The organism is Nitrospira sp. CMX1 (genome assembly GCF_054902215.1).
Map to the genome: position 1 here is coordinate 83,939 of NZ_JBUBKD010000078.1, position 21,832 is coordinate 105,770.

The following is a 21,832-nucleotide window of genomic DNA, read 5'->3' on the forward strand; positions in this document are numbered from 1 at the left end:
ATCCGATAAAACCGACTTCATCGTCACTCTTTTCTTCATCAAACGGTCAGCGATGGTTGGCGCATATCATTCTTTCTTGATCTCTGATGATGGTCCCACGATCAATGAGGCAATCCTCACTCAAATGCCGCTCTTCCTGTACCATGCAATGCAAGGCAGCCCGCGCGAGCAAGCGCGTTGAATCAAGCAATGGAACAGCTGTCTGATAGTCGGACAGCAGCAGCGGCAGTTCCGTGCATCCAAGGATCACCGCCTCTGCCCCCTTGAGCCCCATGTCCGCAATAACCCGCTGAACAAAGAGCGCTGACTCGACCGTAGACGCGCTTACGATCAATTCGTTTCGAATAATATGGTGAAGTTGAGATCGATCATCCAGGTCAGGAACAATGACTTCAATGTTTGCTCGGTGTAGTTGCTCCGCATAGACCGATCCCTCCATTACCGTCTGAGTACCGAGAATCCCCACCCGACGCCAGCCACGGGCTACCACCTCTCTCACGACTGGTATCGCGATATGAACCCATGGAACCGTCGACTCCACCAGGCTCAGGGTTTTGTGAAGCGTATTGTTCGGACACACAATCACGTCCGCTCCCGTCTGCACCAGTTTGGCTGCCGATTGAGACATGAGGGCAGCCACCCCTGCCCAATCGTCCCGATCAATCGCATCGAGATACCGGTGAAGTGAAAATGAATGGAGCGTCACTTCGGGGTGAGCATAGCGACGCCCCATCAGGCCCTCCGCCTCCTGACACAAAGTCCGATAGCAAAGCGCCGCGCCTTCTGCCGTTCCAGCAACAATGCCGATATGCGGGATACGCTCCACACGATTATCCATGCGCCGACAACTTTCGGTATTGCCGTGAATCAAAACAGGCTGAGCCAAGCTGAGAGCCGGCATCACGCTGTTGGCCCCGTTTCAGAAAGTACACTGGAAGGCCCCGGCGCGACGCTTCGCCACGCACCCGCTTCGCGAGCGCATGACTGACGCGATCCAACACGACGACAACGGCTTCTGTCGCTTTCGGAATGGTCCGGACAAGATCACGATGCTTCCATCCGGACCAATGTTCCACACGACTCGTCCTGCCGGTCGCGCGTTGCCGGAAAACTTCTGCTGAATCGCCCCCCACTATCAGTAGGTTCATGGCTCCCTTCCTACAAATCATGCAGTCGGTGAACTACCTGTTCACTTTGTAGATTTCATCAAACACCCCGCCGTCCGAAAAATGAGTCTGCTGCGCCTTCTGCCACCCTCCGAACACGTCATCGATGGTGAACAGATTCAGTTTCGCAAACTGGTTCCCGTACTTTGCCGAGGCCGACTCCGAACGAGGACGGTAGAAATGCTTGCCGGCAAGCTCCTGCCCTTCATTTGAATAGAGGTATTGAAGATAGGCCTGCGCCACCGCCTCGGTACCCCGTCGCTTCACCACCTTATCAACCAGCGACACGGTCGGTTCAGCCAGAATGCTGATCGTTGGGGTCACGATCTCAAACTTGCCTGCGCCGAATTCCCTGAGTGCCAAGTACGCTTCATTCTCCCACCCCACCAGCACGTCACCGATCCCCCGTTCCACAAATGTGGTGGTGGCACCCCGTGCCCCGGAGTCGAGGACCGGCACATTGCCGTAAAACTTTGCGATGAACTCCTTCGCCTTCGCCTCATCATTGCCATACTTTTTCAGCGCATACCCCCAAGCCGCCAGGTACGCCCACCGCGCAGCCCCTGAGGTTTTGGGATTCGCCGGAATGAGCGCGACTCCGGGCTTCACGAGATCGTCCCAATCTCGAATGCCCTTCGGGTTCCCTTTACGCACGAGAAACACGATCGTTGAGGTATAGGGGGAACTATTGTGCGCCAACCGCTTCTGCCAATCCGTCGGTAAGAGCTTGGCCTTTGCAATCGCATCCACGTCGTAGGCCAGGGCCAGCGTTACCACGTCGGCATCCAGCCCATCGATCACGGCCCGCGCCTGTTTGCTGGAGCCTGCATGCGATTGCTTCACGACAACGGGTTGACCTTTTTCCTTCTGCCAATACTTCGCAAATGCGGCGTTGAAGCCTTGGTACAATTCCCGCGTCGGATCATAGGAGACATTCAACAGGGTAATCTCCTCCGCCTGTCCGATTAGTGGGTGGGCTGCGATGAGCAGCGCGCCTAGTGCAATAAATATCTTCCACGGCCTCTTCATAGTAGATGCCCTTCCTTCATATGTGATGTGACGGTCATAACACGCTTAAAACGCCAACTGCATCCGACTGAGGAACACACGCTCATCAGGACGGTCTAGCACGTTGGTTCCAGCTGCATTGATGGGAGCGACACCGTTTCCCGCCCCACCACTAAACTTTGTTTCTGAATAGTTCACGGCAAATCTGACATTTGGGTTCAAATACCAGTTCAACCCGATCGTCCACGAGCGTGCCGATTTCGCACTATCAGCGAGATTGGCATATCCTCCCGTGAAGGACGTCCCGGCTGGATTTTTAAATGTATCGGAATCGAGATGAATTTCACTGTATCGCCCCACAAACTCCCAGGCACCCCAGCCACGGCCAAACTCAAAATTGTGCCTGGGTTTGACTCCTTGAAAAGAGTTGTCTTCTCCGGTGAGGACATAGGCCACCGTCACATGCCACGCTTGATGATGCAGCCTGCGCCCGCTGTTTGGAGTAAAGACCGTATTCGTTCCTGCTCCGCCCTCAGCCGGTGAGCCACCGGTCGTCAAACTGACGTCTTGAATCACGCGTGCATATTCACTGATGATTCCCAGCGGACCGACAAAATAATAGGCTTGAGGGGACACACGGATCCGTGCGCCGTCGGACACCGTCGCCCCGCTATATCGAAAGAAGGTATTCTGACCGTCGGTCAGATAACCGACCAGGCCGTTTCGCGTCTGGTCCGCCGGAGAGGTATCCGTAAAATTCAGGTTTCGTTCGCCGTTCACACTCGTATAGGTAGCAGCCACCCCGATGCCAAGGCCGCGCAATACCGTCTCATGATTGACGAACGGTGTGGCGAAAATTCTCCCGGTAAACTCTTTGCGTCCGCTGAATTGCGGTCCTGTATTGATATTTCCACCATCACTCACACCGTTCATCAGCCCGAATGCGTAACTCAAGGTGTTGTTCAACACATCACCGTGGACGGCGATCCCCAAATCACGATTGGGCAGCAGCGTATTGGAGACGTAGCTCCGTTCGATCAACTTGATATCGCTCCCGCCCTGTAAACGTTCCAATGCGACGAAGCTTTTGAATTTCCCAACCCGTATCTTGAACGCCGGATCAAGGCGGGCATCAAGGTATCCGTCGAATAACGATACGGTGCCGTTGGCAAAATCAGGCATGATGCGGATGTCGTATTTCCCCCAGAAGGTGGCTTCGAATGTCGGACGCAGTCGGCGCAGGAGCCACGAATTATTGGAAGCATGGAAGCCGTCCGAATTGAGATCCCCGGCACGTTGGTCTGTCCGATTGCGGATATCGTTCACACCGTCGAAAAAGAGCCGGTGATCGGCTTGCACAATACCGCGAAACCGAAAGCTAAAGTTCCCATCCGCAGACTCAACGGAGAGCCCTGAGCTACCGGTCTTCACGACCGGAACCGATTTTTTGGCAGCCTCCGCCGCTTCCTGTTCCACTTCACGTTTTCGCTTGAGAATACGCACTTCCTGATCCAACTCCTCAAATCGCTGTTCAAGCGACTTCTGCTGGGGTCCTGCCTCTTGCGCATGAGCCGGTTCCCACGGTCCGATGCTCATGCTCGCCAACACGATGACTCCACCGAACAACCACGAACTCCTCATTGAACAATCTCCTTATCATGAGAGGAATCTCCGGTGGTCCGGTCAATTCACCGATTGCCATCTTGAATGCTGCGACGTCGGCATCCCGCTGTCTGGGTGGCCGAGGCGTCGCGTGTTCTCCTAATTCTGTCGACAGCGTCGAATCACCACACTTAGGCCAAGCAGCTAGGAACGTTCGATTCGTATTTTCTCTTTCCGTTCAATCTGCACCACTCTCGAGTCGTGGACGGTAATTTCAACAGACCCAAATCGAATCCCTTTCAATGCGAATCGAATTGCCTGCTCAACTTCCTGATCCGCATACGGTCTTCTCGCCTCCTGGTCAATCTGAGACACAGTCATTATCCTCTCTTGAACAAACTCTCGAATCGATCCGCCAAATCACTATATTTCCGATCAAGATTAACTTTTACTGTTTATAATACAAGTTAATAAACATTGTCAACAAACTACATTTGTGAATATTTATCAAATATAAATTCTAACTGATTCTAAAAATCCAATTAAAATATAAACAATTTGAGAAAGTATAGTTGACATATGCAAAGCTATATTGCTACACACTGAAGCATGCGCACCCAAGATCAACGCGCTCAAGACACAGTTCAGTTCACGAACCGCCTCCGATCTGTTCGCATGAAGTTGGGGCTTTCTCAGGGCGAACTTGCTACGCGAGCGGGCGTTACCCGACAAGCCGTCTCGGCTATTGAATCAAACCTCTACCTCCCCACGACGGCCGTTGCCCTGAAGCTGGCGTCGGTCTTGGAGTGCCATGTCGAGGATCTGTTCAGCCTTGCTCCCACTGAGGACCGCATTGAGGGGACTCTGATTGGCCATCTCCCATATGCCGAGACAAGTACTCAACCGATCCGCGTGAAAGTCTCTACCGTTGGAAAGCGAACGGTCGTACGGCCTGTCACCGATCTGGGCGATCAACTGTCCTTCGCCGTTCCAGCCGACGGCTATGTCACCGCAGCAGACAGAACGCTGTCCGGTAATGCGGTCCTGGTCACACTTTCACGCGATCGAGACGCGATCGCACAAGAAATATCCGTGGCCGGTTGTGACCCGGCGATTTTCTTGGTCGGCGAACATTTACGGCACCACAGAGACCGAACAAGCGTCGTAGGTTGGCAGATGGGAAGCATGGCGGCACTCCAAGCCCTGCAGCGCGGCGAGGTGCATGTCGCAGGACTCCATCTCTTTGATCCAATCACAGGTGAGTCCAATCTGCCGTTTCTTAAACGAACGGTGAAAGAGTCCAGCTACGATGTCGTAACGTTCGCCACCTGGGAGGAAGGGTTCCTCGTTCGACGGGGCAATCCAAAGTCTATTCGTACGGCTGCAGACCTTGCAGAGTCCATGGTGACAGTGGTGAATCGGGAAGAGGGCTCTGGGGCGAGATTGTTGCTGGACCAGCGGCTGCAATCCTCCGGAGTTGTCCCGATGCATGTGCAAGGGTACGACCGGATCGTATCGTCGCACTTTGAGGTTGCGAGAACTATTGCCGAACGACACGCAGACGTCGGAATTGGAATACGATCTGCTGCCCAACACTTTGATTTGGACTTTGTGCCGCTCCAGGCAGCCCGCTATGACCTGGTAGTGCCGAAATCATACCTCAAGTCCCATCCAACCTTGCCGCACCTCTTTGAGACGCTGGTCAGCCGCCCATTCCGCAATGAGATTGCCGCTCTTGGCGGATATGACACGAGTGAAACGGGAAAAGTCCACACCGTACGCGCCACCTAGTCCGTTTGCGTACCCAAATGGCAGGTTACCCTTATTGCGAGTTACGATCAGAAGCAGGAAAGGAGTTTCGATGTTGAAGAGCATGTTGTACTGGGCGTTCGCATTCACCCTCCTCACCGTTGCAGCAACCAGCCCAGTCCACGCCGTCGAATATGGCGAACTGGTTCAAAAGGATGGGAAATGGGAGTTCAAGAATACGGAAGATCCCGTATTCAAGCTCATGCGTGATATTGGGTGGATCTCCAATGAGCGCTATATTCAAGTTTCAGAGCGAACCGGCAAAAATTGGATCGAGCCGGCCGATGCCGTACTCAACCAGCGGAGAGAACTCGACTGGAATCGCTACCTCAAAACCGGCCTCCACTTGCCGGACTGGATCGATCTCGGCCTCGAACAACGAACCCGTTTTGAGTCGGTGGACCACCCTTGGCGGACGAATCAAGTGATCGGCAATGGACGAACGGACGACCAAATTGCAATGCGGTCACGCATTCGTTTCGGTTTGGGTGGGGACGGGCCACTACGATTCCTGTTCGAAGGGCAGGATTCCCGTTCCTTGTTAAATGGAGACCGCGGAGATTTCCGCGATACTACCACCGTCAATGAATTCGACATTTTGCAATTACTCGGTTCATTGACTGTGAACAATCTCATGGGAACCGGATTACGAACCGATTTCCATTTCGGCCGTATGACGATGGACTTCGGACGACGGCGACTGGTTGCACGCAATGATTTCCGGAACACCTCCAACTCTTTTGATGGATTCCACTGGCAAATCGGCCAAGGTCAGACCTGGCGCTTCCGGGGATTCTTTGTTGAACCGGTCATCCGAGATTTTGTGACCCTCGACCGTCAAAACGACAAGTCACTTTTTTGGGGAACCTACTTTGAAAGCAAGCATTTCCCCTGGTTTCAGACAGATGCCTACTACTTCGGGTTGAACGATGTCAGGTTGAGGAATGTCGCCAACCGTCGGACCTATTCCACGTTCGGAGGCCGTTTGTACAAGGACCCCAAGCCGGGAGAAATGGATTATGAAATCGAGACCACCTGGCAGTTCGGGACGAGAGGGATAACCGACCACTTTGCCCATTTTCAGCATCTGGATATCGGCTATATGTTCGATTTGCCCTGGACCCCCAGACTACTCTTTCACTTCGACTATGCGAGCGGAGATCACAAGCCAAATGATAGTCAGGACGAAGGGTTCGATACCTTATTCGGCGCCCGGCGATGGGAGTACGGCCCGACCGGTGTCTTCCTTCCATTTTTCAGAACGAACCTCATTTCGCCTGGCTGGCGCATCATCGTCACGCCGATGCCAAACCTGACGTTGCAGCTTAAGCATCGCGTCTGGTACCTCGCCCAGAACAAGGACTTCTTCGGCAGCTCCGGCCTGCGGGATATCACCGGAAAGGCCGGTGGCTCGCTCGGGCATGATCTGGAGCTGCGTGCCCAGTATGCCGTCAACGCCAACTTGGACTTCGATTTCGGGTACGTCCATTGGTTCAAGGGCTCGTATTTCGACAACCCCGCCATCCTCAGCCAAATGCCGTCCGGCGGGAACAAGGACAGCGATTATTTCTATGCCTCCGTGCGAGTCAGGATCTAGAAAGGATTGGGTATGAAACAGAGACTACTGGCCTGGTGCCTATGTGTGATCGTGAGTACGGCGGCGACGTCGGCCTTTGCCGAACAGGTGTTGGTCGCGGTTGCAGCCAATTTCATTCCACCGTTCCGCGAGATCGCGCTGGAGTTTGAACAATCGACCGGCCATCAACTGCAGGTCGCGGGAGGGTCCTCCGGTAATTTCTATTCACAAATCAAGAACGGCGCGCCGTTCGATGTGTTCTTCTCTGCCGATATGGAACGCCCCAAGCTCTTGGAAAACGAAGGCCTAGGTGTCAAGGATTCCCGCTTCACGTATGCTATCGGTCGTCTGGTGCTGTGGAGTCCGAACGAGAACCTGATCAAGGGGGAGGAGACACTACGATCGAAACAATACAAGCGGCTAGCCATGGCCAATCCCAAGACCGCACCGTACGGTGTGGCAGCCATGCAGGCCATGCAAAAGCTGACACTGTGGGACAGCCTTCAGCCCCAACTCGTCATGGGGGAGAGTCTCGGCCAAACCATGGGGTTCATTGAATCCGGGAATGCTCAATTGGGGTTTGTCGCCTTGTCACAGGTGCTGGACCCGAAGATCAAAGGGAAAGGCAGTCGCTGGGATGTCCCCGCTAATCTGCACGAACCGATTAATCAGGACGTGATTTTGCTGGCAAAAGCAAAAGACAACCAGGCGGCAAAAGCGCTGATGGAATTCATTGGCGGCCCGCAAGCCAAGAAGATTATCGAACGCTATGGATATGAGTTGAAATAGAGCCTACACATGGACATTTTAACGAACCTCGATCTGAGCGCGCTGTGGGTCAGCGTGCGACTGGCGACGGTGACGGTGATCGTCCTGCTGATTGTGGGCACGCCACTCGCCTGGTGGCTGGCCCATACCCGCTCAGGCATCAGACCGATCATTGAGGCCCTGGTTGCGCTCCCCATTGTCCTTCCTCCCACCGTCCTGGGATTCTACATTCTCGTCGCGCTGGGTCCCCATGGACCGCTCGGCCAACTGGCAAACCTTTCACTTGCCTTCACCTTCACCGGGTTGGTGATCGCGTCGGTCTTCTATTCCATGCCATTCGTGATCCAGCCGCTGCAAGGTGTCTTTGAAGCCATTGGCAAGGCTCCCCTCGAAGCAGCGTGGTCACTCCGCGCCTCAAAATTCGATGCCTTCCTGACCGTCGTCTCTCCGATCGCTCTGCGCGGCTATATCAGCGCCATCGTGCTCGGCTTTGCACATACGATGGGAGAATTTGGGGTCGTCCTCATGGTGGGAGGATCGATCCCGGGGCAAACGCGCGTCCTCTCGACGACGATCTTTGAGCATGTCGAAGTGATGGAATACGCTCAGGCGCATGCCATCTCTGCCTTCATGTTGATCTTTTCCTTTCTCGTCTTGCTGGCGGTGTACGTCGTGAACCGCCGATTTCCCATCCACGTCTCATGAGTCACTTACGAGCACGATTCGATCTACAATTGTCGACGTTCCGTCTCAACGTGGATCTCGATGTACCGATATCAGGCATTACCGCCATCTTCGGCCCCTCTGGATCAGGCAAGACCACGCTGTTGAGATGTCTGGCCGGACTTGAACGGGCACCGCAGGGCTTCATGCAATTCGGCGAGGAGGTGTGGCAGGATGAGAGCCGCGGGCGCTGTCTACCGCTCTACGAACGCCCGATCGGGTATGTCTTCCAAGAGCCGCGCCTGTTTCCTCATTATGACGTGCGCTCGAATCTTCTGTACGGCTACAAACGGATCCCTCTCGACGCACGTCGAGTTGCTCCGGAACAGGTGATTGAGATCCTGGGAATCGGCCATCTCCTAGATCGCCGCATTCACAAGCTCTCCGGCGGTGAGCAACAGCGGGTGGCGATCGGGCGCGCACTGCTGACCAGTCCCAAATTGCTCCTGTTGGATGAACCGCTCGCCTCGCTTGATCTTCAGCGAAAGCAAGAAGTGCTTCCTTATATCCGTCAGCTCCACGAACAACTGCACATCCCCGTGCTGTACGTGAGTCACGCGATCGCCGAAATTCTGCAACTGGCCGACCGAGTCGTCTTTTTGAAAGACGGGACGGTGACAGCGGCAGGTACGCTCAATGAGATGATCACGTCCATGAAGCTCCGTGGACAGTTTGTGGGCCATCGAATCGGCGCCATCTTGGATGCTCGTGTCGCTGCGCATGACGCGGAATACGGTCTGACCCAATTGGAATTCAATGGCCACTCCCTCTTTGTGCCGCTTCAGTCTGTCGCCGTCGGAAACCTTGTGCGTGTCCATATTCTTTCCAACGATGTCAGTCTAGTCTTAGGGAAAACCGTTGTGCCAACCAGCGTACTGAACATTCTGGAAACCACGATTGTGGAGATACAGGAAACGAACCAGTCCTCGGTCGACGTGCTGTTACACATCGGCGCACCGCTGGTCGCCAGCATCACGAGAAAATCGCTGATGTCTTTAGGATTGAAACCAGGTCAGCGCGTGTTTGCCCATGTCAAAGCAGTCGCGTTGAACGAAGAATTGGTGGAATAGCGGCGTGAACCATCTTCTGGAGGGAGGTTCGACGATGAGCGACGAGCACGTCTATGCCTGCGGTGCACTGAACCACCCCGGCAACAGCGTCTGCACCCCTGATCCCATCGTCACCGTAATTAAAGGGGTCGTTCACTGTCAACAGATCGGACCGGTTCGCACCACAGTCCATATCCGCATAGGGCGACGGCTCGACCTCCGCATACAACTCTCTCTTGAGGACGAACGCCGTTTCGTCATGGGACAGCCGGTCATCGCCGTTATTCCCGCCGAGGCCGTTCGCTTGCAAGCCAGCTTATTCCGTCGAAGCAGACAACGGTGGAACCGTTGGTACGGTCGAATCGTGCTTGTTGCCTCGCATCATGCGAGTCTGACTTTGACCGCGAAAGTCCATGGCGAAGGTTTATCCTTGATGAGCACGATGCACGTATTAGGAGCGGCTCAGCCACTTCGCGCATGGGACCCGGTCAATATCGTCGTCAATCCCGGGGCGGTCGAACTTGTCCCGGACTGGGAGCCAGTTCCATTGAAACCGATAACCCGAGACAATCCCGGCAGGTCTATCAACGGCGGAGGAGCCCTCATGGGCAACGTTTCTTCACTCTTCACAACAAAGGAGTTTCTATGAAGGTATCCATGCGACTGATGTTCATTGCGCTGGTGAGCTTCTTGGGATGTTCGAGTCTGTTTGCCACGCCCGTGCTCCAAGCTCAGGAAATTGAAGGGCTGGAGGCGGCGCAAAACAGCCAACCGGCGCCGACGAACATGTCACCAGAGGAATCGCGCAAGCATTTTCTCAACTGCCCCGGCGGACCGTCCGCTCAATTCCGTCTGGGCGGAAAAGTGAAGAATCCGAGAAGCTTCACCCTCGATACCCTTCGGGGCCAATTGACTCAGACCACCGTCTGGGCGTTTTATCGATCAGGAGGGAGCCCCACCGGCTTCGAGACCGGTGAATGGACGGGTGTCTTGCTGTACGATCTGCTTCAGCAAGCCCAAATCACGCTGAATTCCGGAATGAAAAACGACCTGAATCGTAAGATCATCCTCGTGACCGGGAGCGATTGTTATCAGCAGGCCTTTTCCATGGGCGAACTGGTTCCAGCCATCGGCGGGCAACACCAAGTCATCGTTGCCTATGCGAAGGATGGCGTGCTGTTATCATCCGATGGATTTGCTCGGATCATCAATCCCGGTGACAGGTCCGGAGCGCGCAACGTCTCGAATATTATTCGCATTCAGGTAATCGATCCACCGTTGCCGCTGCAGGCACCCAACTGAGATGACGAATGGTCCTTAATGGACATCCAAAGCACATGGCTAATCATATGACGACACCACGGATTGCACTTTGGCTCTCCATCGGTTTCGGTATCCTATCGTACCTGCCGCCGGTGCCTCCGGCACCGGCGCAGGATACGGTACCGCGCGAACCGCATACAGAGATGGGACACCCAACCAACGCGTACTGTCGAGTATCGGACGGCAGTCTATTCGAGAACATTCAAATTGAAACAGCGGACATTCAGCTTCATGTACGGTTGTTCGAGTCCGTGCTCCATGCCTCTCTCGTGCAGTCACTGGACCATCCTCAAACGGATCGCATTCGAGCCTATTGCTATCGCGACGTACTCATCGTCATCCGCCAAGATCTCCGCACACCCCATCCAACCGGTTGGGTGCAAGTGAACTTTGTAACGAGCGATGTCGCCGCCTTGCAACAGGAACTGGAGGCGACGGCTCATACCGCATTCGCGACGCTTGATGCCGAAACACGTGACAAGATTGTGCGGTTCCAATTGAAGCCGGGCGTGATGCGCAACCATCGGAAAGTCGATCGTTTGGAAGTCTACGGGCCGGAGGGATTCTTAATAGGATTCGACCAACTACAACAATAACCATCAAGCGGCTGAATCAGAAAGGCCTGCAACGGATATGCCCTCCCATTGCAAGGCCTTTGCATCCGAAGGAGTATGGTTGTTTCAGCACCTTCGGATCAGGGGAGAGCCACTCCAACTAGTCACAGCTCTCCCCTTATTATTGATCACCGGTGCCGTAAATAACTTCGGCATGGTCAATCGCGTGGATGGAAGTGAGCAAACCCAATACGGTAGCGGTTAGAGTATGGGAGCACCGATGGCGAAAAGGATGATGGGCGATGTCCTGACGGCTCAGGAAGCGGCACGATATGTTCGGCTGACCTTGCCAACATTCTACCGATATATATGGGAAGGTAAAATTGAGGCTCCGAAGATTGGGCGCCGATATCGCTTTACAAAAACCTTGCTGGACCGGTGGTTGGGTAAGAAATCCTCAGGCGCCGATGATGTCAGTGGTCGAAATAAGCTCGTCGGGCGTGTGACGGCGATCAAACGAGACGCGATCATGGCGCAAGTCGACGTCGACATCGGCTCTCATAAGATCACCGCCGTGATCACTCGCGATGCGCTGGACGAACTCGGGCTCCGCATCGGGGATACCGCGATTGCCTTGGTCAAAGCGACTGAAGTCATGATCGTAAAAGACTAACCTGCTCTATCAAGCGACCATCCACCACCGGTTAAATCTCAGCCTTTTCCCACTGAGCAATCTTATACGGACTAGCGATAAATTCTCATCGAATATCAGCCATTTTCTCATTAGCCGATGTTACCCTACCACTAAAAGCCGTGAGAGTTCTTTCCCTACACTTTCTTTCCCGACACTAAGGAGGACAGACCATGAAACTCAGCGCACGCAATCAATTTCAAGGAACGGTCACCAAGGTTACTGAAGGCCAGGCTATGGCTGAGGTGCTGGTCAAGGTCGGTCAGCTCGAATTTGTCGCAGCCATTACCGAAGGCTCAGTGAAACACATGGGCTTGAAGGTGAATGACTCAGTGACTGTCGCTATCAAGGCCACCGAAGTGATGATCGGTAAGTAAGACTGTCGCTTCCCCTTCGTAGTACAAAACCGGATCGTTCTTCATGTCGTCGTAGCATCCCTGATGCTACGACGACACGCGGATTTACTCTTGCCGCTCTTACCACACAATCGATACCGTGTTAGCAACATTCACATGGCCGCCCACCTCATGTCTCGTCAATCGCACGTTCACATCGCTAGGGGTCACTCTCCCCAATTTCTGTGGATAAGTCTGTGGTTAAGTATCCCCATCGTCGCCAAACACACGTCATGCACTCAGATCGAGCTTCTTGCCTAGTTTTTGGTCATCACCACAATCGCGCCCCCCGCGACATTCTGTACGAACCCATTTGACCAAGTATGTTATCTTGCTTGCTCGCCTCCTGCGTAAAACTCGCTACAGATCTTGATCCACTTGACGAAAGCATAACAGTACGTTACCATTGGATACATAATGAAACCACAAGACGTCAGACGTCTTCGACAAGAATTGGGGCTCACGCAACAACAACTAGCCGATGCCCTACAGACCACTCGCGTATCAGTCGCACGGTATGAAGCGGGCATGCGGAGGATTCCTGGCATCGTCTCGGTCGTACTGAATCACTTGCGACAGAAGACTGAGATTCCCATGGCCGGCCTTGTTGCCGCAGGGACTCCGATCGAGCCAGTCCCGCAGTCAGAACTGGTCGACGTCCCACCAAGTATGTTCCAGGACGGAAAGACCTTCGCCTTAAAAGTCAAGGGTGAGTCGATGAAAGACGACGGCATTCTACCCGGCGATTTGGTCATCGTTCGCAAACAAGAAACAGCGAAGAATGGACAAACCGTCGTGGCCTTGGTCAATCAAGAAGCGACGATCAAAGTCTACTATAAGAAAGAACGCCATATCGAGCTGCGTCCGGCCAACGACACGATGCAGCCGATCATCGTTCACCCCTCCGACGAGTTTCAGATCGAAGGGCTTGTCATCGGCGTCATTCGGCATTGTGCAGTCTAAATGAGCGGAAGGAGGACCTCCCGATCATGATGCGACACACCTCAGTCCCAAACGACCGGTTGATCGATTTGGAAAAGACCATCGTGACCTTGGACCACCGCGTCCAGATGATCCAGTGCGGCATGCAACAGGCAAAAAGACACTCCTTTACCAAACGCTTGTGGAACCTGATGGGATCCAAACCGAAACAGACACTCATGTCGGCCGTGTGTAATCGACATGTTCGTCCCAACATGAAAGTGACAGCCCATGATGGTCCAAGAGCATAGTTCACAGCCCATTGCAGCAAGCCCCTGTTCCGATTGTGGAACGGTCGTCGAACAACGGGTGGAATCAGTCGATGGTTTCACCCATTCCACTATTCAACTCTGCCCCGCCTGTTGGAATGCCCACAAGCAACAGCAGATCTTCGCGGGCGGATGCTGCGGGTAAGAGCACGGCAAGAAGAAGCTCCTTTCATCCCCTTCCAATCGTCCCGCCGATGCGCTACAGTTCGGCCTACGCCCCCGTAGCTCAGTTGGATAGAGCAGCGGTTTCCTAAACCTTTCCAAGCGATCCCTCCAAGTCCGTGTCAGCACAGCGAAACCACGCTACAGGAGAGGCGTTGTGCCGTTTTATGGACTCAGTTTGAGTCAGTCCACTTGAGGGGAATTGGGGCCTATTTTGCTGTGAAGAGAACACGCCGGGAACACGTAGGGTTTCTATCTAGATACGTCTGATTTTGGCGAGGCTTCCTGACCCGTCGTGGAAGGCGCTCATCTAGCCATTCTCTGGCGCGGTCGATCCTTCGCCTGCCTGGGAGGCTCCGCGCCACAGTCCGGCGCAGCTCTTCCGAAAAGGTTGTTGATCTCCTCGCAGGGCATTAGGGCCCATCGTACAAATCATCAATGACAGCCGATTTAAGGCCGACTCTAATTTTCATGGGATGACTCGAACCCGCTTAAATACACTTGGGATATCACGCTTATACGTTGAGTAGCGTGACGAAAAACCAGACTAGAAAGAGGCAAGTGCATTAGCTCCTATGTTGCGCCCACCTGGTGGGAACCTCACCGATCACTCGCATCAACTGAGATCTGCTGCGGCTCTATCTGGATGAGTGACACCTCTTACCTGCTCATGAATGATGACATCGCAATCTCTGGCCATTCATGTTGGCCATTGCAACCGAAAACCCACACCTACTTCAATTTCTTGCAAATCTCGACGGTCGCTTCAACTTGACCATCTCTTGGACTAACCATCAACAGCATTCCCTTGTGTTCTGTAGCCCTCTTAAATCGAGTCGCATAACCCTCATCGTATGGGTGGGCTTCGATCGTGGTCTCTCCACTCTTGCGATCATATATACTTTCGAGGACGAATGCCTCCACAGTTTGCGTGCCATTCAACCGCGGTTTGCTCATGACGCGCCAGAACCGGTTTTCTGGATCAAACATCCCGTTCGAGACATCCATGGTGGCATTCGAACACAACTTCACACCTTTCAATACCTCCACATATTCACCTCTATCCACAAATTGAGCAAAACCTGATAGGGGAAACCCAACAATGATGGCAAGAATGTATAGGTATCTAGACATGTGATCCTCCGCTGTCGCAAAAGTGGAACGGCATTTGTGCGTGGCCGATCAGATTCAATGGAACTACATACCGGACGAACCTCCAATAGCGATCATTTGGCGGTCGTTCCGTTTTTTTATCCAGACCCTTCCCACACACCGGCCTAGAACCGTCACCCTTTCCTGACAAACGGCGATGGCTCCAGGCTGGCGCAAGCCACGTTACGATGTCTTGTCGTGAACCAGCCTCTTCCCAACCGCCTTTTCCTCGGAAATCAACACCGACCCGGAAACGGCATCGATAGAAATCGCAACAATCGCTTCCTCGGTGGTTAAGATCTCGACATTCCATATCGTCATTCCTCCCCGCTTCTCCAATTCGGCCACAATGACTTGCCCCACAATGTTTTCCAAAGCCTTCTCCACTGCCTCGTCGATCGTGATCTTGGTGGAAGTCGCCATGCCGATAAGTTCCACCCGCTTGAGTTGACCGTTATCAGCGTTCCAGATCATTTCGCCGACAATTCCCGCTAGGCCGATCACAATCCCTGCAATCAAGATTGTTCGCCACATCGTAAAAGTTTTGTTCGTCATGGTTGCCTCCTTCCTACTTGGCTCGAGACGGAGGAACATGACCGCAAGCCTCCAGGCAATTGCGATCACTCGTCCCTCACCCATCGTTCAAAGATGGATCATCGTCACCATTCTCGGCCCAATACCTCCCTCCGGCACACGTCACATCTTCGTCAGCAAGCGCCATTCTTGACCACCAAGGCATGGCGCCGTCTGCCGTACATATCCACAGCCCCTCCCTCTGATCCTCTCACTCCTCTTCACTCAGAATATTCGAAACTATTGGGGAACGAGGAAACTATTTTTTTCACCCCATTCACTACCGCTTCGTCGGCATCAGGCTTCCTTCCTTCGCCGGCAATTCAATCTCCTTGGTCACCCCTTCAACGATCGGGAGTCGACCAGCCCCCTGGTGCTCCAGCAACCTGGCACTATTCGGGTCCAGCAGCACCGGAGCCATGTACGAATCTCCGGATTTCGCCGCCTCTTGAATCGATTGCTTATAGGTCAAGTTTGACTGACCCGTATCGTTCGCAAACTCTCCTCTTGATGGATACCCTGGATGCTTGGGCAGCATTGCTGGATTCGCCATCGCAAGTGCGCTCATTCCGATAAACACAAGTCCTGTCCACGCAATCATATAGAGTCTCATGATGAAGACCTCCCTCGCTGAACACGACACGATTGCCTCGATAGAGGACGATCCCAATCCATGACCAGGAAGTCGTCTCTGTCAGAGACGGTGACATACGGACGCTCTCACGATCAGTCGGTGAAGACACCCTCACCAGACCGTAGAACATCGTCGGCACTCTGGCGTTGAAGCAGCGAGGACTGAGGAATCGATCGCGCCGGGAAGGATGCGAGAAGCGCAAAGGATGGGACAGTCAGAAAAACCGGAACGTCAGAGTGTAAACAAATTCGCCAACGTTACGTTCCTCACTTTCATAGCGTCCAAGAGCTCAGGAACACTTCGCTCTAAGAGACCTGACACCTCATTCATCAACCTACACAAAGTTACCACAAATAGTCAAGTTATATGTTTCATAGCTTTAATACACTTTCAATACTTAACCATTTATAGTTAATCCCGCTAGTCGAGCCTCACCGTCCTACTCACAGTCAACCGAGCTACATACGTCGTGAACGGAGCGATCTAGATGAGAAGCATCAGGAGCAGGCACCATTGAGTGCATATCAAAACACATCGGATGTCGGCTCTATTTCTTCTTTCTGCAAACCCCTACTGTCCCTTCAACTCGTCCGTCTTTGGGGCTGATGATGAGGAGCATCCCCTTGTGCTCAGAATCTCTCTTGAAGAACGTGGCATAGTCCTCATCATATCGGCGTTCTTTGATCCTGGTTTCTCCGCTTTCGCGATCGTACAGAGCTTCAACGATAAACACGGCGACGGTCTGTGTCCCATTCGCCCGTGCCTTACTGGTGACTCGCCAATAGAGGTTCTCTGAATCATACAGTCGTTTCGAGGATTCCAGGATAACGTTCGGACACAGCTTCGTTCCTTTGGCGACCTCGACATACTCGCCTTTATCCATAAACTGAGGGAAGGCTGAGACTGGAAATCCAATGACAATTGCAAGGACCACTAGATAGACCAACATAAACTGCTCCTTCCTAAACAGCATGAAAAGACATTCGTACCGGTCCAACTAGAGCTGAAGAGAACAGACGAGGCACCCGCTTTAGATACATACTCGCTTCACTGAAGATTGCTCTCCGTAGTTCAACACTGAAGCCCTCTTTCCAGCTTGAGAGATAACATGCCTACCTCCCGAGTTGAGGCGCCGTCAGACGGTGTCTTCGGGCCGGTCAAGAATCCCCAACAGGCCTTTCTCTTTTTGCAAGTCTTGCTGCATGGTCTGACGCTGATCGTACGCACATCGGGCGTCTGACGCGCGGTCACTGACATGTCATCCCCCACTCCTTACAGGCCTTGGCGAACCATCGTGATGCATAGAACCCCTCTGAATAAGCATACTGGAGCGGCCGGCTGTCGTCTGGTCATAATTGCTCAGGAGAGATCGAGTTCACCATGGTGGCGAGCCCAGACGCCTCCTGTCCGGACTCGCCAGAATTAATGTCCCGAAAGCCGTTTGGGACCCCTTGTTGTGAGCACCACAGCGAGGACCGCACTCTGCACGTGCAGAGGCCGTTCGTGAGCACTTTTGCACCGGGCTAACGTCTTCGTGCGAGAGTGATCACTATTGACCAGTCATTGTTTGAGGAATATGCGATTTATGGTTCGTCACAATAACCTCTTCTCCCAATTGCCACGCGTCGAGTGGCAGCGGGCAACAGCAGGGGGGTTGATGGATGTCTATGGGTATCGCCATTAATCGCAACCAAATTGATCAGGTCCTGATGGTGCTGCAGCAACAGGGAAAGCGGTGTTCGGTGGATGATGTTGTGGGGCTCTGTTCCAACCTGACAGAAGATCAAGTCTTTCTGGCGATCGACTATTTGACTCGAACAGGTCAGGTATGACGGACGCCGGATGCTAACCGGACCTCCTGGGTGCCGTTGTAGTACTTGTGGCTGAAGCGTGATTGGTCATCTTTTTCCCATGATGCACGATCTGTGAAACGCAAACGAAACGGTTCCTAAAGTCGGCATCAGTGCACCCGGCGCGGGGTGATCCATGGATACCTGGCCGAAAGAATTCAAGGCAAGAGCAATTCTCTCCATTGGGGAGACGAACATCTGACTCGAGGACAGAAGGAGGTGGCCATGAAGCCTTACATGGAAGCCAAGACACTTAAACCCTCGGGTGACACAGCGCCGGTGACGACTTGCGTGCACGGGCGGCTTATCGATGATGTCCTGACGAAAAGAGGGAAACGGACCAGCCAGGTGCGCTGTCTCGAATGTGGTGCGATCTTTGATGATCCGTATCAGGGGCTCAGGTGACAACCAGAGGCGACAATTCGATCATGAACGCTTGGGCACAACGGCGTATTGTGTATCGATGGGATGCAGAGTTTCGGAGTGCATTCGTTTGACCGACTAACATGAGGCGAGGAGTTATGAGCTGGATCCAAATGATCATGGCAACAAATGCAGTGTGTGGTGTGCTCGCAGGAGGTGTCACGAGGACGGCCACATTCAGGAGGTCATCATGCACACAGATGGGTCGCTAACACATGCCGAGGTGGCCCATGAGAAGCGGATGCACGAGATGATGAGTGGAACACACGGGGCCATGCTGGCATTAATCGTCCCAGAGAATTCGTTGTTCTGTCGCAAAGATGAACATGTTGACCAACCTGGTTAGGCGGGAGGCGAATTGGATGGTTCAGCCAATGTTCGTCTGTTTCGTAAAACCGACCGGTACGAAGCCTCCCAGTTGTTGACAAGGAACAAGGCTCTCATGAAGGCGGCAGAACTGCTGGTTCGATGTTTGGAAAATGAAGGCGTCCAGCTTGTCTTTGGCCTGCCCGGCGAGGAAACATTGGAATTGATGGATGCCTTCCTCGATTCCCGCATTCGCTTTATCGAGACGCGGCATGAACAGGGGGCAGCCTTCATGGCCGACGTCTATGGACGACTGAGCGGGAAGGCAGGGGTGTGCCTGTCGACGCTGGGACCCGGCGCGACCAATTTGCTGACCGGCGTGGTTGATGCCAACCTAGATCGAGCTCCTCTGGTTGCCCTTACAGGACAAGCGGCATTGAATCGCCGCCACAAGGAATCTCACCAGTACATCGAGGTCATCTCACTGTTCAAGCCCATCACAAAATGGAACACCTCGATTCCGAAAGCAGAGGTCATTCCCGAAGCGATTCGAAAGGCGTTCAAGATTGCGCAGGCGGAAAAGCCGGGTGCGACTCATGTGGAGCTTCCGGAAGATGTGGCAGATGAAGAGCTCGGCGATGCCGGCGGGATGGAGCCTCTCTTTGTGCAAGCACCGGTCACACCTGAGCCGGCACCCAGCCAGATCTCCCGAGCAGTTCGAGCGATCGCCGCCGCACAGCGCCCTGTCATCCTTGCCGGGAACGGGGTGATCCGCGGTCGTGCGCACGAGGCGGTTCAACAGTTCGCTCGGCGCCTGCAGATTCCTGTGCTCCACACCTTCATGTCCAAAGGGGTTCTTCCGGACAGCGATCGGCTCTCACTGTACACGATCGGCCTTCTCGCACGAGATTATGCCTCGGTGGTCATGGAGCAGGCGGACGTGGTGATTACGTTGGGATATGATTTCGTGGAATACGCGCCCTGTCTCTGGAACCCGCGCCGGGACAAGCGCATCGTGCACCTTGATGTGTCACCGGCAGAGGTTGACGCACACTACATCGTCGAGGTCGGTGTGCTGGGGGATCTCCGTCTTTCCTTGGATCTTCTGGCGGGGAAGGTGATGCCGTTCGACTCCCCATGGGTCGGGAAAGCCCGGAAGACAGTCGTCGATGGATTCGACGCCGAGCTGGCCCTGATGCGGTCCTGGCCGATGCGGCCGCAGCACATCGTGCAGGATCTGCGCGCCGTGCTTGAGCCTGACGATCTGGTGATCTGTGACGTTGGTGCGCATAAACTCTGGATGGCTCGGATGTTTCCGTGCGAGGTTGCCAATTCGTGCATCATCTCGAACGGCTTTGCTGCGATGGGGATTGCTCTCCCGGGTGCGATCGCCGCGAAGTTACTGTATCCTGAACGGCGCGTGGTGGCGGTGACCGGCGACGGAGGTTTTCTCATGAACTCGCAGGAGCTGGAAACGGCGGTGCGTGTGGGATTGCCGCTGGTCATCTTGATCTGGCGGGACGATGGATACGGTGTGATCCGCTGGAAGCAGCAGGTGCGCTTCGGACGGACTTCATCGGTGGATTTCGGGAATCCGGATCTTGTGCGCTATGCCCAGAGTTTCGGCGCTGTCGGGTATCGCGTGACGGACCAATCCGAACTTCGGCCCATGCTCACCGAAGCACTCAAGAGTACGGTGCCGGTGGTGATCGATTGCCCGGTTGATTATGCCGAGAATCTTCGCCTGACGGAACGTCTCCAGGCCCTTCCGTACTGAGCCAGTTTCTCTCTATATCGTCACACGATTCTGGTTGAGTCGGCTCCGAGCCGACTTGCATAATGGTCAATATGGACCGAGCTGATCTCCTCTCTCTCTATCGTCAGATGTTGCTGATCCGCCGATTCGAAGAGAAATCGGCGGAGATGTATGCCCTTACGAAGATCGCCGGCTTTCTTCACTTATACATCGGTGAGGAAGCGATCGCGGTCGGTGCTATCGCCTCCCTTCGACAGGACGATTATGTCATCAGTGCCTATCGCGACCATGGACATTGTCTCGCGCGTGGGTCCGATCCGGGCCGAGTCATGGCTGAGTTGTTCGGCAAGGCGACCGGCCTCTGTAAAGGCAAGGGCGGATCGATGCACCTGGTAGATCTGACACACAGGTTTATGGGTGGGTATGCCATCGTCGGAGGTCACATCCCGCTCGCAACGGGTCTGGCCTTTGCGAATAAGTATCAATCGCTCGATCTCGTCACGGTCTGTTTTTTTGGGGAAGGGGCGCTGCCAAGTGGGCAAGCACACGAGGCGTTCAACCTGGCCGCCCTGTGGAAACTGCCGGTGATCTTTATCTGCGAGAACAATCGCTATGGCATGGGTACTCCGGCCGAGCGGGCCATCGCGCTCTATGCGGATGTGGCCGAAACCGCTCGATCCTACGGCATTATGGCCGAATCAGTGGACGGCATGGATGTGCTCGCGGTCCGCTCGGCGATGCAGCGGGTGGTGGCGCAGGTTCGTGCGGGACATGGGCCCTGGTTCATCGAGGCGAGGACCTACCGGTTCATGGGCCACTCGATGGCAGACCCTGCGCATGGCCATTACCGGACCAAGGAAGAGGTGGAGGAGTACCGGAAGCGCGATCCGCTTCTCTTGTTGAAAGATACGGTGCTGGCTCAGCAGCTGGCGGGTGAGGGGGATTTCAAACAGCTGGAACGGGAAATCGGCGAAGTCGTGCGGGCTGCCGCGAAGTTTGCAGAAGAAAGTCCGTTTCCCGCCCGGTCGGATCTGCGCGCCGACGTCTTGCAGGAGTAAACGA

28 protein-coding genes are annotated in these 21,832 nt (G+C 54.2%); 19 read left to right on the top strand and 9 right to left on the bottom strand.

The features are described 5' to 3' along the window. Positions 1-46: 46 nt before the first annotated feature. The 5 genes from ACYX34_RS19805 to ACYX34_RS19825 form a co-directional block, all read right to left on the bottom strand. Positions 47-838 carry an aspartate/glutamate racemase family protein gene (locus ACYX34_RS19805; RefSeq protein ID WP_462078304.1) on the bottom strand — a complete coding sequence of 264 codons (792 nt, stop codon included), beginning with the start codon at positions 836-838 and terminating at the stop codon, positions 47-49. Next, positions 831-1,148, bottom strand: coding sequence for a DUF2325 domain-containing protein (locus tag ACYX34_RS19810; RefSeq protein ID WP_462078305.1), 318 nt, complete (start codon positions 1,146-1,148; stop codon positions 831-833). The genes ACYX34_RS19805 and ACYX34_RS19810 overlap by 8 nt, the downstream gene beginning before the upstream one ends. 33 nt (positions 1,149-1,181) lie before the next feature. Next, positions 1,182-2,195: a sulfate ABC transporter substrate-binding protein gene (locus ACYX34_RS19815; RefSeq protein ID WP_462078306.1), complete on the bottom strand. Its 1,014-nt coding sequence runs from the start codon at positions 2,193-2,195 to the stop codon at positions 1,182-1,184. Positions 2,196-2,240: 45 nt separating this feature from the next. Further along, positions 2,241-3,815, bottom strand: a complete 1,575-nt coding sequence (locus tag ACYX34_RS19820; protein WP_462078307.1) for an OprO/OprP family phosphate-selective porin — start codon at positions 3,813-3,815, stop codon at positions 2,241-2,243. 165 nt (positions 3,816-3,980) lie between these two features. Then, on the bottom strand, positions 3,981-4,157 hold the full coding sequence (locus tag ACYX34_RS19825) for a YezD family protein (protein ID WP_462078308.1): 177 nt from the start codon (positions 4,155-4,157) through the stop codon (positions 3,981-3,983). A gap of 228 nt (positions 4,158-4,385) precedes the next feature. On the opposite strand from ACYX34_RS19825, the gene ACYX34_RS19830 reads away from it, so the two are divergent. The 13 genes from ACYX34_RS19830 to ACYX34_RS19890 all read left to right on the top strand — a co-directional run bounded on the left by ACYX34_RS19830 (position 4,386) and on the right by ACYX34_RS19890 (position 14,059). Continuing rightward, entirely contained in the window at positions 4,386-5,567 is a 1,182-nt protein-coding gene (locus ACYX34_RS19830) for a substrate-binding domain-containing protein (RefSeq protein ID WP_462078309.1), read from the top strand. Between the two features lie 70 nt (positions 5,568-5,637). Continuing rightward, positions 5,638-7,182 (top strand): alginate export family protein, encoded by a 1,545-nt coding sequence (locus ACYX34_RS19835; protein WP_462078310.1) that lies wholly within the window; start codon positions 5,638-5,640, stop codon positions 7,180-7,182. A 12-nt stretch (positions 7,183-7,194) separates the two neighbouring features. Next, positions 7,195-7,950, top strand: coding sequence for a molybdate ABC transporter substrate-binding protein (gene modA, locus ACYX34_RS19840; protein ID WP_462078311.1), 756 nt, complete (start codon positions 7,195-7,197; stop codon positions 7,948-7,950). Positions 7,951-7,959: 9 nt separating this feature from the next. After that, positions 7,960-8,634 carry a molybdate ABC transporter permease subunit gene (gene modB / locus ACYX34_RS19845; RefSeq protein WP_462078312.1) on the top strand — a complete coding sequence of 225 codons (675 nt, stop codon included), beginning with the start codon at positions 7,960-7,962 and terminating at the stop codon, positions 8,632-8,634. Further along, entirely contained in the window at positions 8,631-9,722 is a 1,092-nt protein-coding gene (gene modC / locus ACYX34_RS19850; RefSeq protein WP_462078313.1) for a molybdenum ABC transporter ATP-binding protein, read from the top strand. The genes modB and modC overlap by 4 nt, the downstream gene beginning before the upstream one ends. Positions 9,723-9,756: 34 nt before the next feature. Further along, positions 9,757-10,350 (top strand): hypothetical protein, encoded by a 594-nt coding sequence (locus ACYX34_RS19855; RefSeq protein WP_462078314.1) that lies wholly within the window; start codon positions 9,757-9,759, stop codon positions 10,348-10,350. Continuing rightward, positions 10,347-11,003, top strand: coding sequence for a molybdopterin-dependent oxidoreductase (locus ACYX34_RS19860; RefSeq protein WP_462078315.1), 657 nt, complete (start codon positions 10,347-10,349; stop codon positions 11,001-11,003). Before ACYX34_RS19855 ends, ACYX34_RS19860 begins: the two co-directional genes overlap by 4 nt. Positions 11,004-11,038: 35 nt before the next feature. Next, positions 11,039-11,620, top strand: coding sequence for a hypothetical protein (locus ACYX34_RS19865; protein WP_462078316.1), 582 nt, complete (start codon positions 11,039-11,041; stop codon positions 11,618-11,620). Between the two features lie 238 nt (positions 11,621-11,858). Beyond that, on the top strand, positions 11,859-12,251 hold the full coding sequence (locus tag ACYX34_RS19870; RefSeq protein WP_462078317.1) for a TOBE domain-containing protein: 393 nt from the start codon (positions 11,859-11,861) through the stop codon (positions 12,249-12,251). A 191-nt stretch (positions 12,252-12,442) separates the two neighbouring features. Further along, a complete protein-coding gene (locus tag ACYX34_RS19875) occupies positions 12,443-12,646 on the top strand; it encodes a TOBE domain-containing protein (protein ID WP_462078318.1) in 204 nt (67 codons plus the stop codon). Between the two features lie 435 nt (positions 12,647-13,081). Further along, complete coding sequence (gene lexA / locus ACYX34_RS19880; protein WP_462078319.1) at positions 13,082-13,627, top strand: transcriptional repressor LexA; 546 nt, start codon at positions 13,082-13,084, stop codon at positions 13,625-13,627. A 26-nt stretch (positions 13,628-13,653) separates the two neighbouring features. Then, positions 13,654-13,896 carry a hypothetical protein gene (locus ACYX34_RS19885; protein WP_462078320.1) on the top strand — a complete coding sequence of 81 codons (243 nt, stop codon included), beginning with the start codon at positions 13,654-13,656 and terminating at the stop codon, positions 13,894-13,896. After that, positions 13,877-14,059 (top strand): hypothetical protein, encoded by a 183-nt coding sequence (locus ACYX34_RS19890; protein WP_462078321.1) that lies wholly within the window; start codon positions 13,877-13,879, stop codon positions 14,057-14,059. Before ACYX34_RS19885 ends, ACYX34_RS19890 begins: the two co-directional genes overlap by 20 nt. A 749-nt stretch (positions 14,060-14,808) precedes the next feature. Here the strand turns inward: ACYX34_RS19890 and ACYX34_RS19895 are convergent. From ACYX34_RS19895 to ACYX34_RS19910, 4 genes are all read right to left on the bottom strand, one after another. After that, positions 14,809-15,210: a hypothetical protein gene (locus ACYX34_RS19895; RefSeq protein ID WP_462078322.1), complete on the bottom strand. Its 402-nt coding sequence runs from the start codon at positions 15,208-15,210 to the stop codon at positions 14,809-14,811. 201 nt (positions 15,211-15,411) lie between these two features. After that, on the bottom strand, positions 15,412-15,783 hold the full coding sequence (locus ACYX34_RS19900; RefSeq protein ID WP_462078323.1) for a PepSY domain-containing protein: 372 nt from the start codon (positions 15,781-15,783) through the stop codon (positions 15,412-15,414). A gap of 298 nt (positions 15,784-16,081) precedes the next feature. Beyond that, complete coding sequence (locus ACYX34_RS19905) at positions 16,082-16,414, bottom strand: hypothetical protein (protein WP_462078324.1); 333 nt, start codon at positions 16,412-16,414, stop codon at positions 16,082-16,084. A gap of 568 nt (positions 16,415-16,982) precedes the next feature. Beyond that, on the bottom strand, positions 16,983-17,384 hold the full coding sequence (locus tag ACYX34_RS19910) for a hypothetical protein (RefSeq protein WP_462078325.1): 402 nt from the start codon (positions 17,382-17,384) through the stop codon (positions 16,983-16,985). 159 nt (positions 17,385-17,543) lie between these two features. Between ACYX34_RS19910 and ACYX34_RS19915 the strand changes: the two genes are divergently transcribed. The 6 genes from ACYX34_RS19915 to pdhA all read left to right on the top strand — a co-directional run bounded on the left by ACYX34_RS19915 (position 17,544) and on the right by pdhA (position 21,828). Then, positions 17,544-17,675, top strand: a complete 132-nt coding sequence (locus ACYX34_RS19915; protein ID WP_462078326.1) for a hypothetical protein — start codon at positions 17,544-17,546, stop codon at positions 17,673-17,675. Between the two features lie 421 nt (positions 17,676-18,096). Beyond that, a complete protein-coding gene (locus ACYX34_RS19920; protein ID WP_462078327.1) occupies positions 18,097-18,267 on the top strand; it encodes a hypothetical protein in 171 nt (56 codons plus the stop codon). Positions 18,268-18,510: 243 nt separating this feature from the next. Then, the gene (locus ACYX34_RS19925; protein ID WP_462078328.1) at positions 18,511-18,690 is read left to right on the top strand and encodes a hypothetical protein; all 180 of its coding nucleotides are present in this window, start codon (positions 18,511-18,513) and stop codon (positions 18,688-18,690) included. A 208-nt stretch (positions 18,691-18,898) separates the two neighbouring features. Further along, positions 18,899-19,054, top strand: coding sequence for a hypothetical protein (locus ACYX34_RS19930; protein WP_462078329.1), 156 nt, complete (start codon positions 18,899-18,901; stop codon positions 19,052-19,054). Positions 19,055-19,150: 96 nt separating this feature from the next. Then, positions 19,151-20,791: an acetolactate synthase large subunit gene (locus tag ACYX34_RS19935; protein ID WP_462078330.1), complete on the top strand. Its 1,641-nt coding sequence runs from the start codon at positions 19,151-19,153 to the stop codon at positions 20,789-20,791. 71 nt (positions 20,792-20,862) lie between these two features. Continuing rightward, on the top strand, positions 20,863-21,828 hold the full coding sequence (gene pdhA / locus ACYX34_RS19940) for a pyruvate dehydrogenase (acetyl-transferring) E1 component subunit alpha (protein WP_462078331.1): 966 nt from the start codon (positions 20,863-20,865) through the stop codon (positions 21,826-21,828). Positions 21,829-21,832 lie beyond the last annotated feature (4 nt).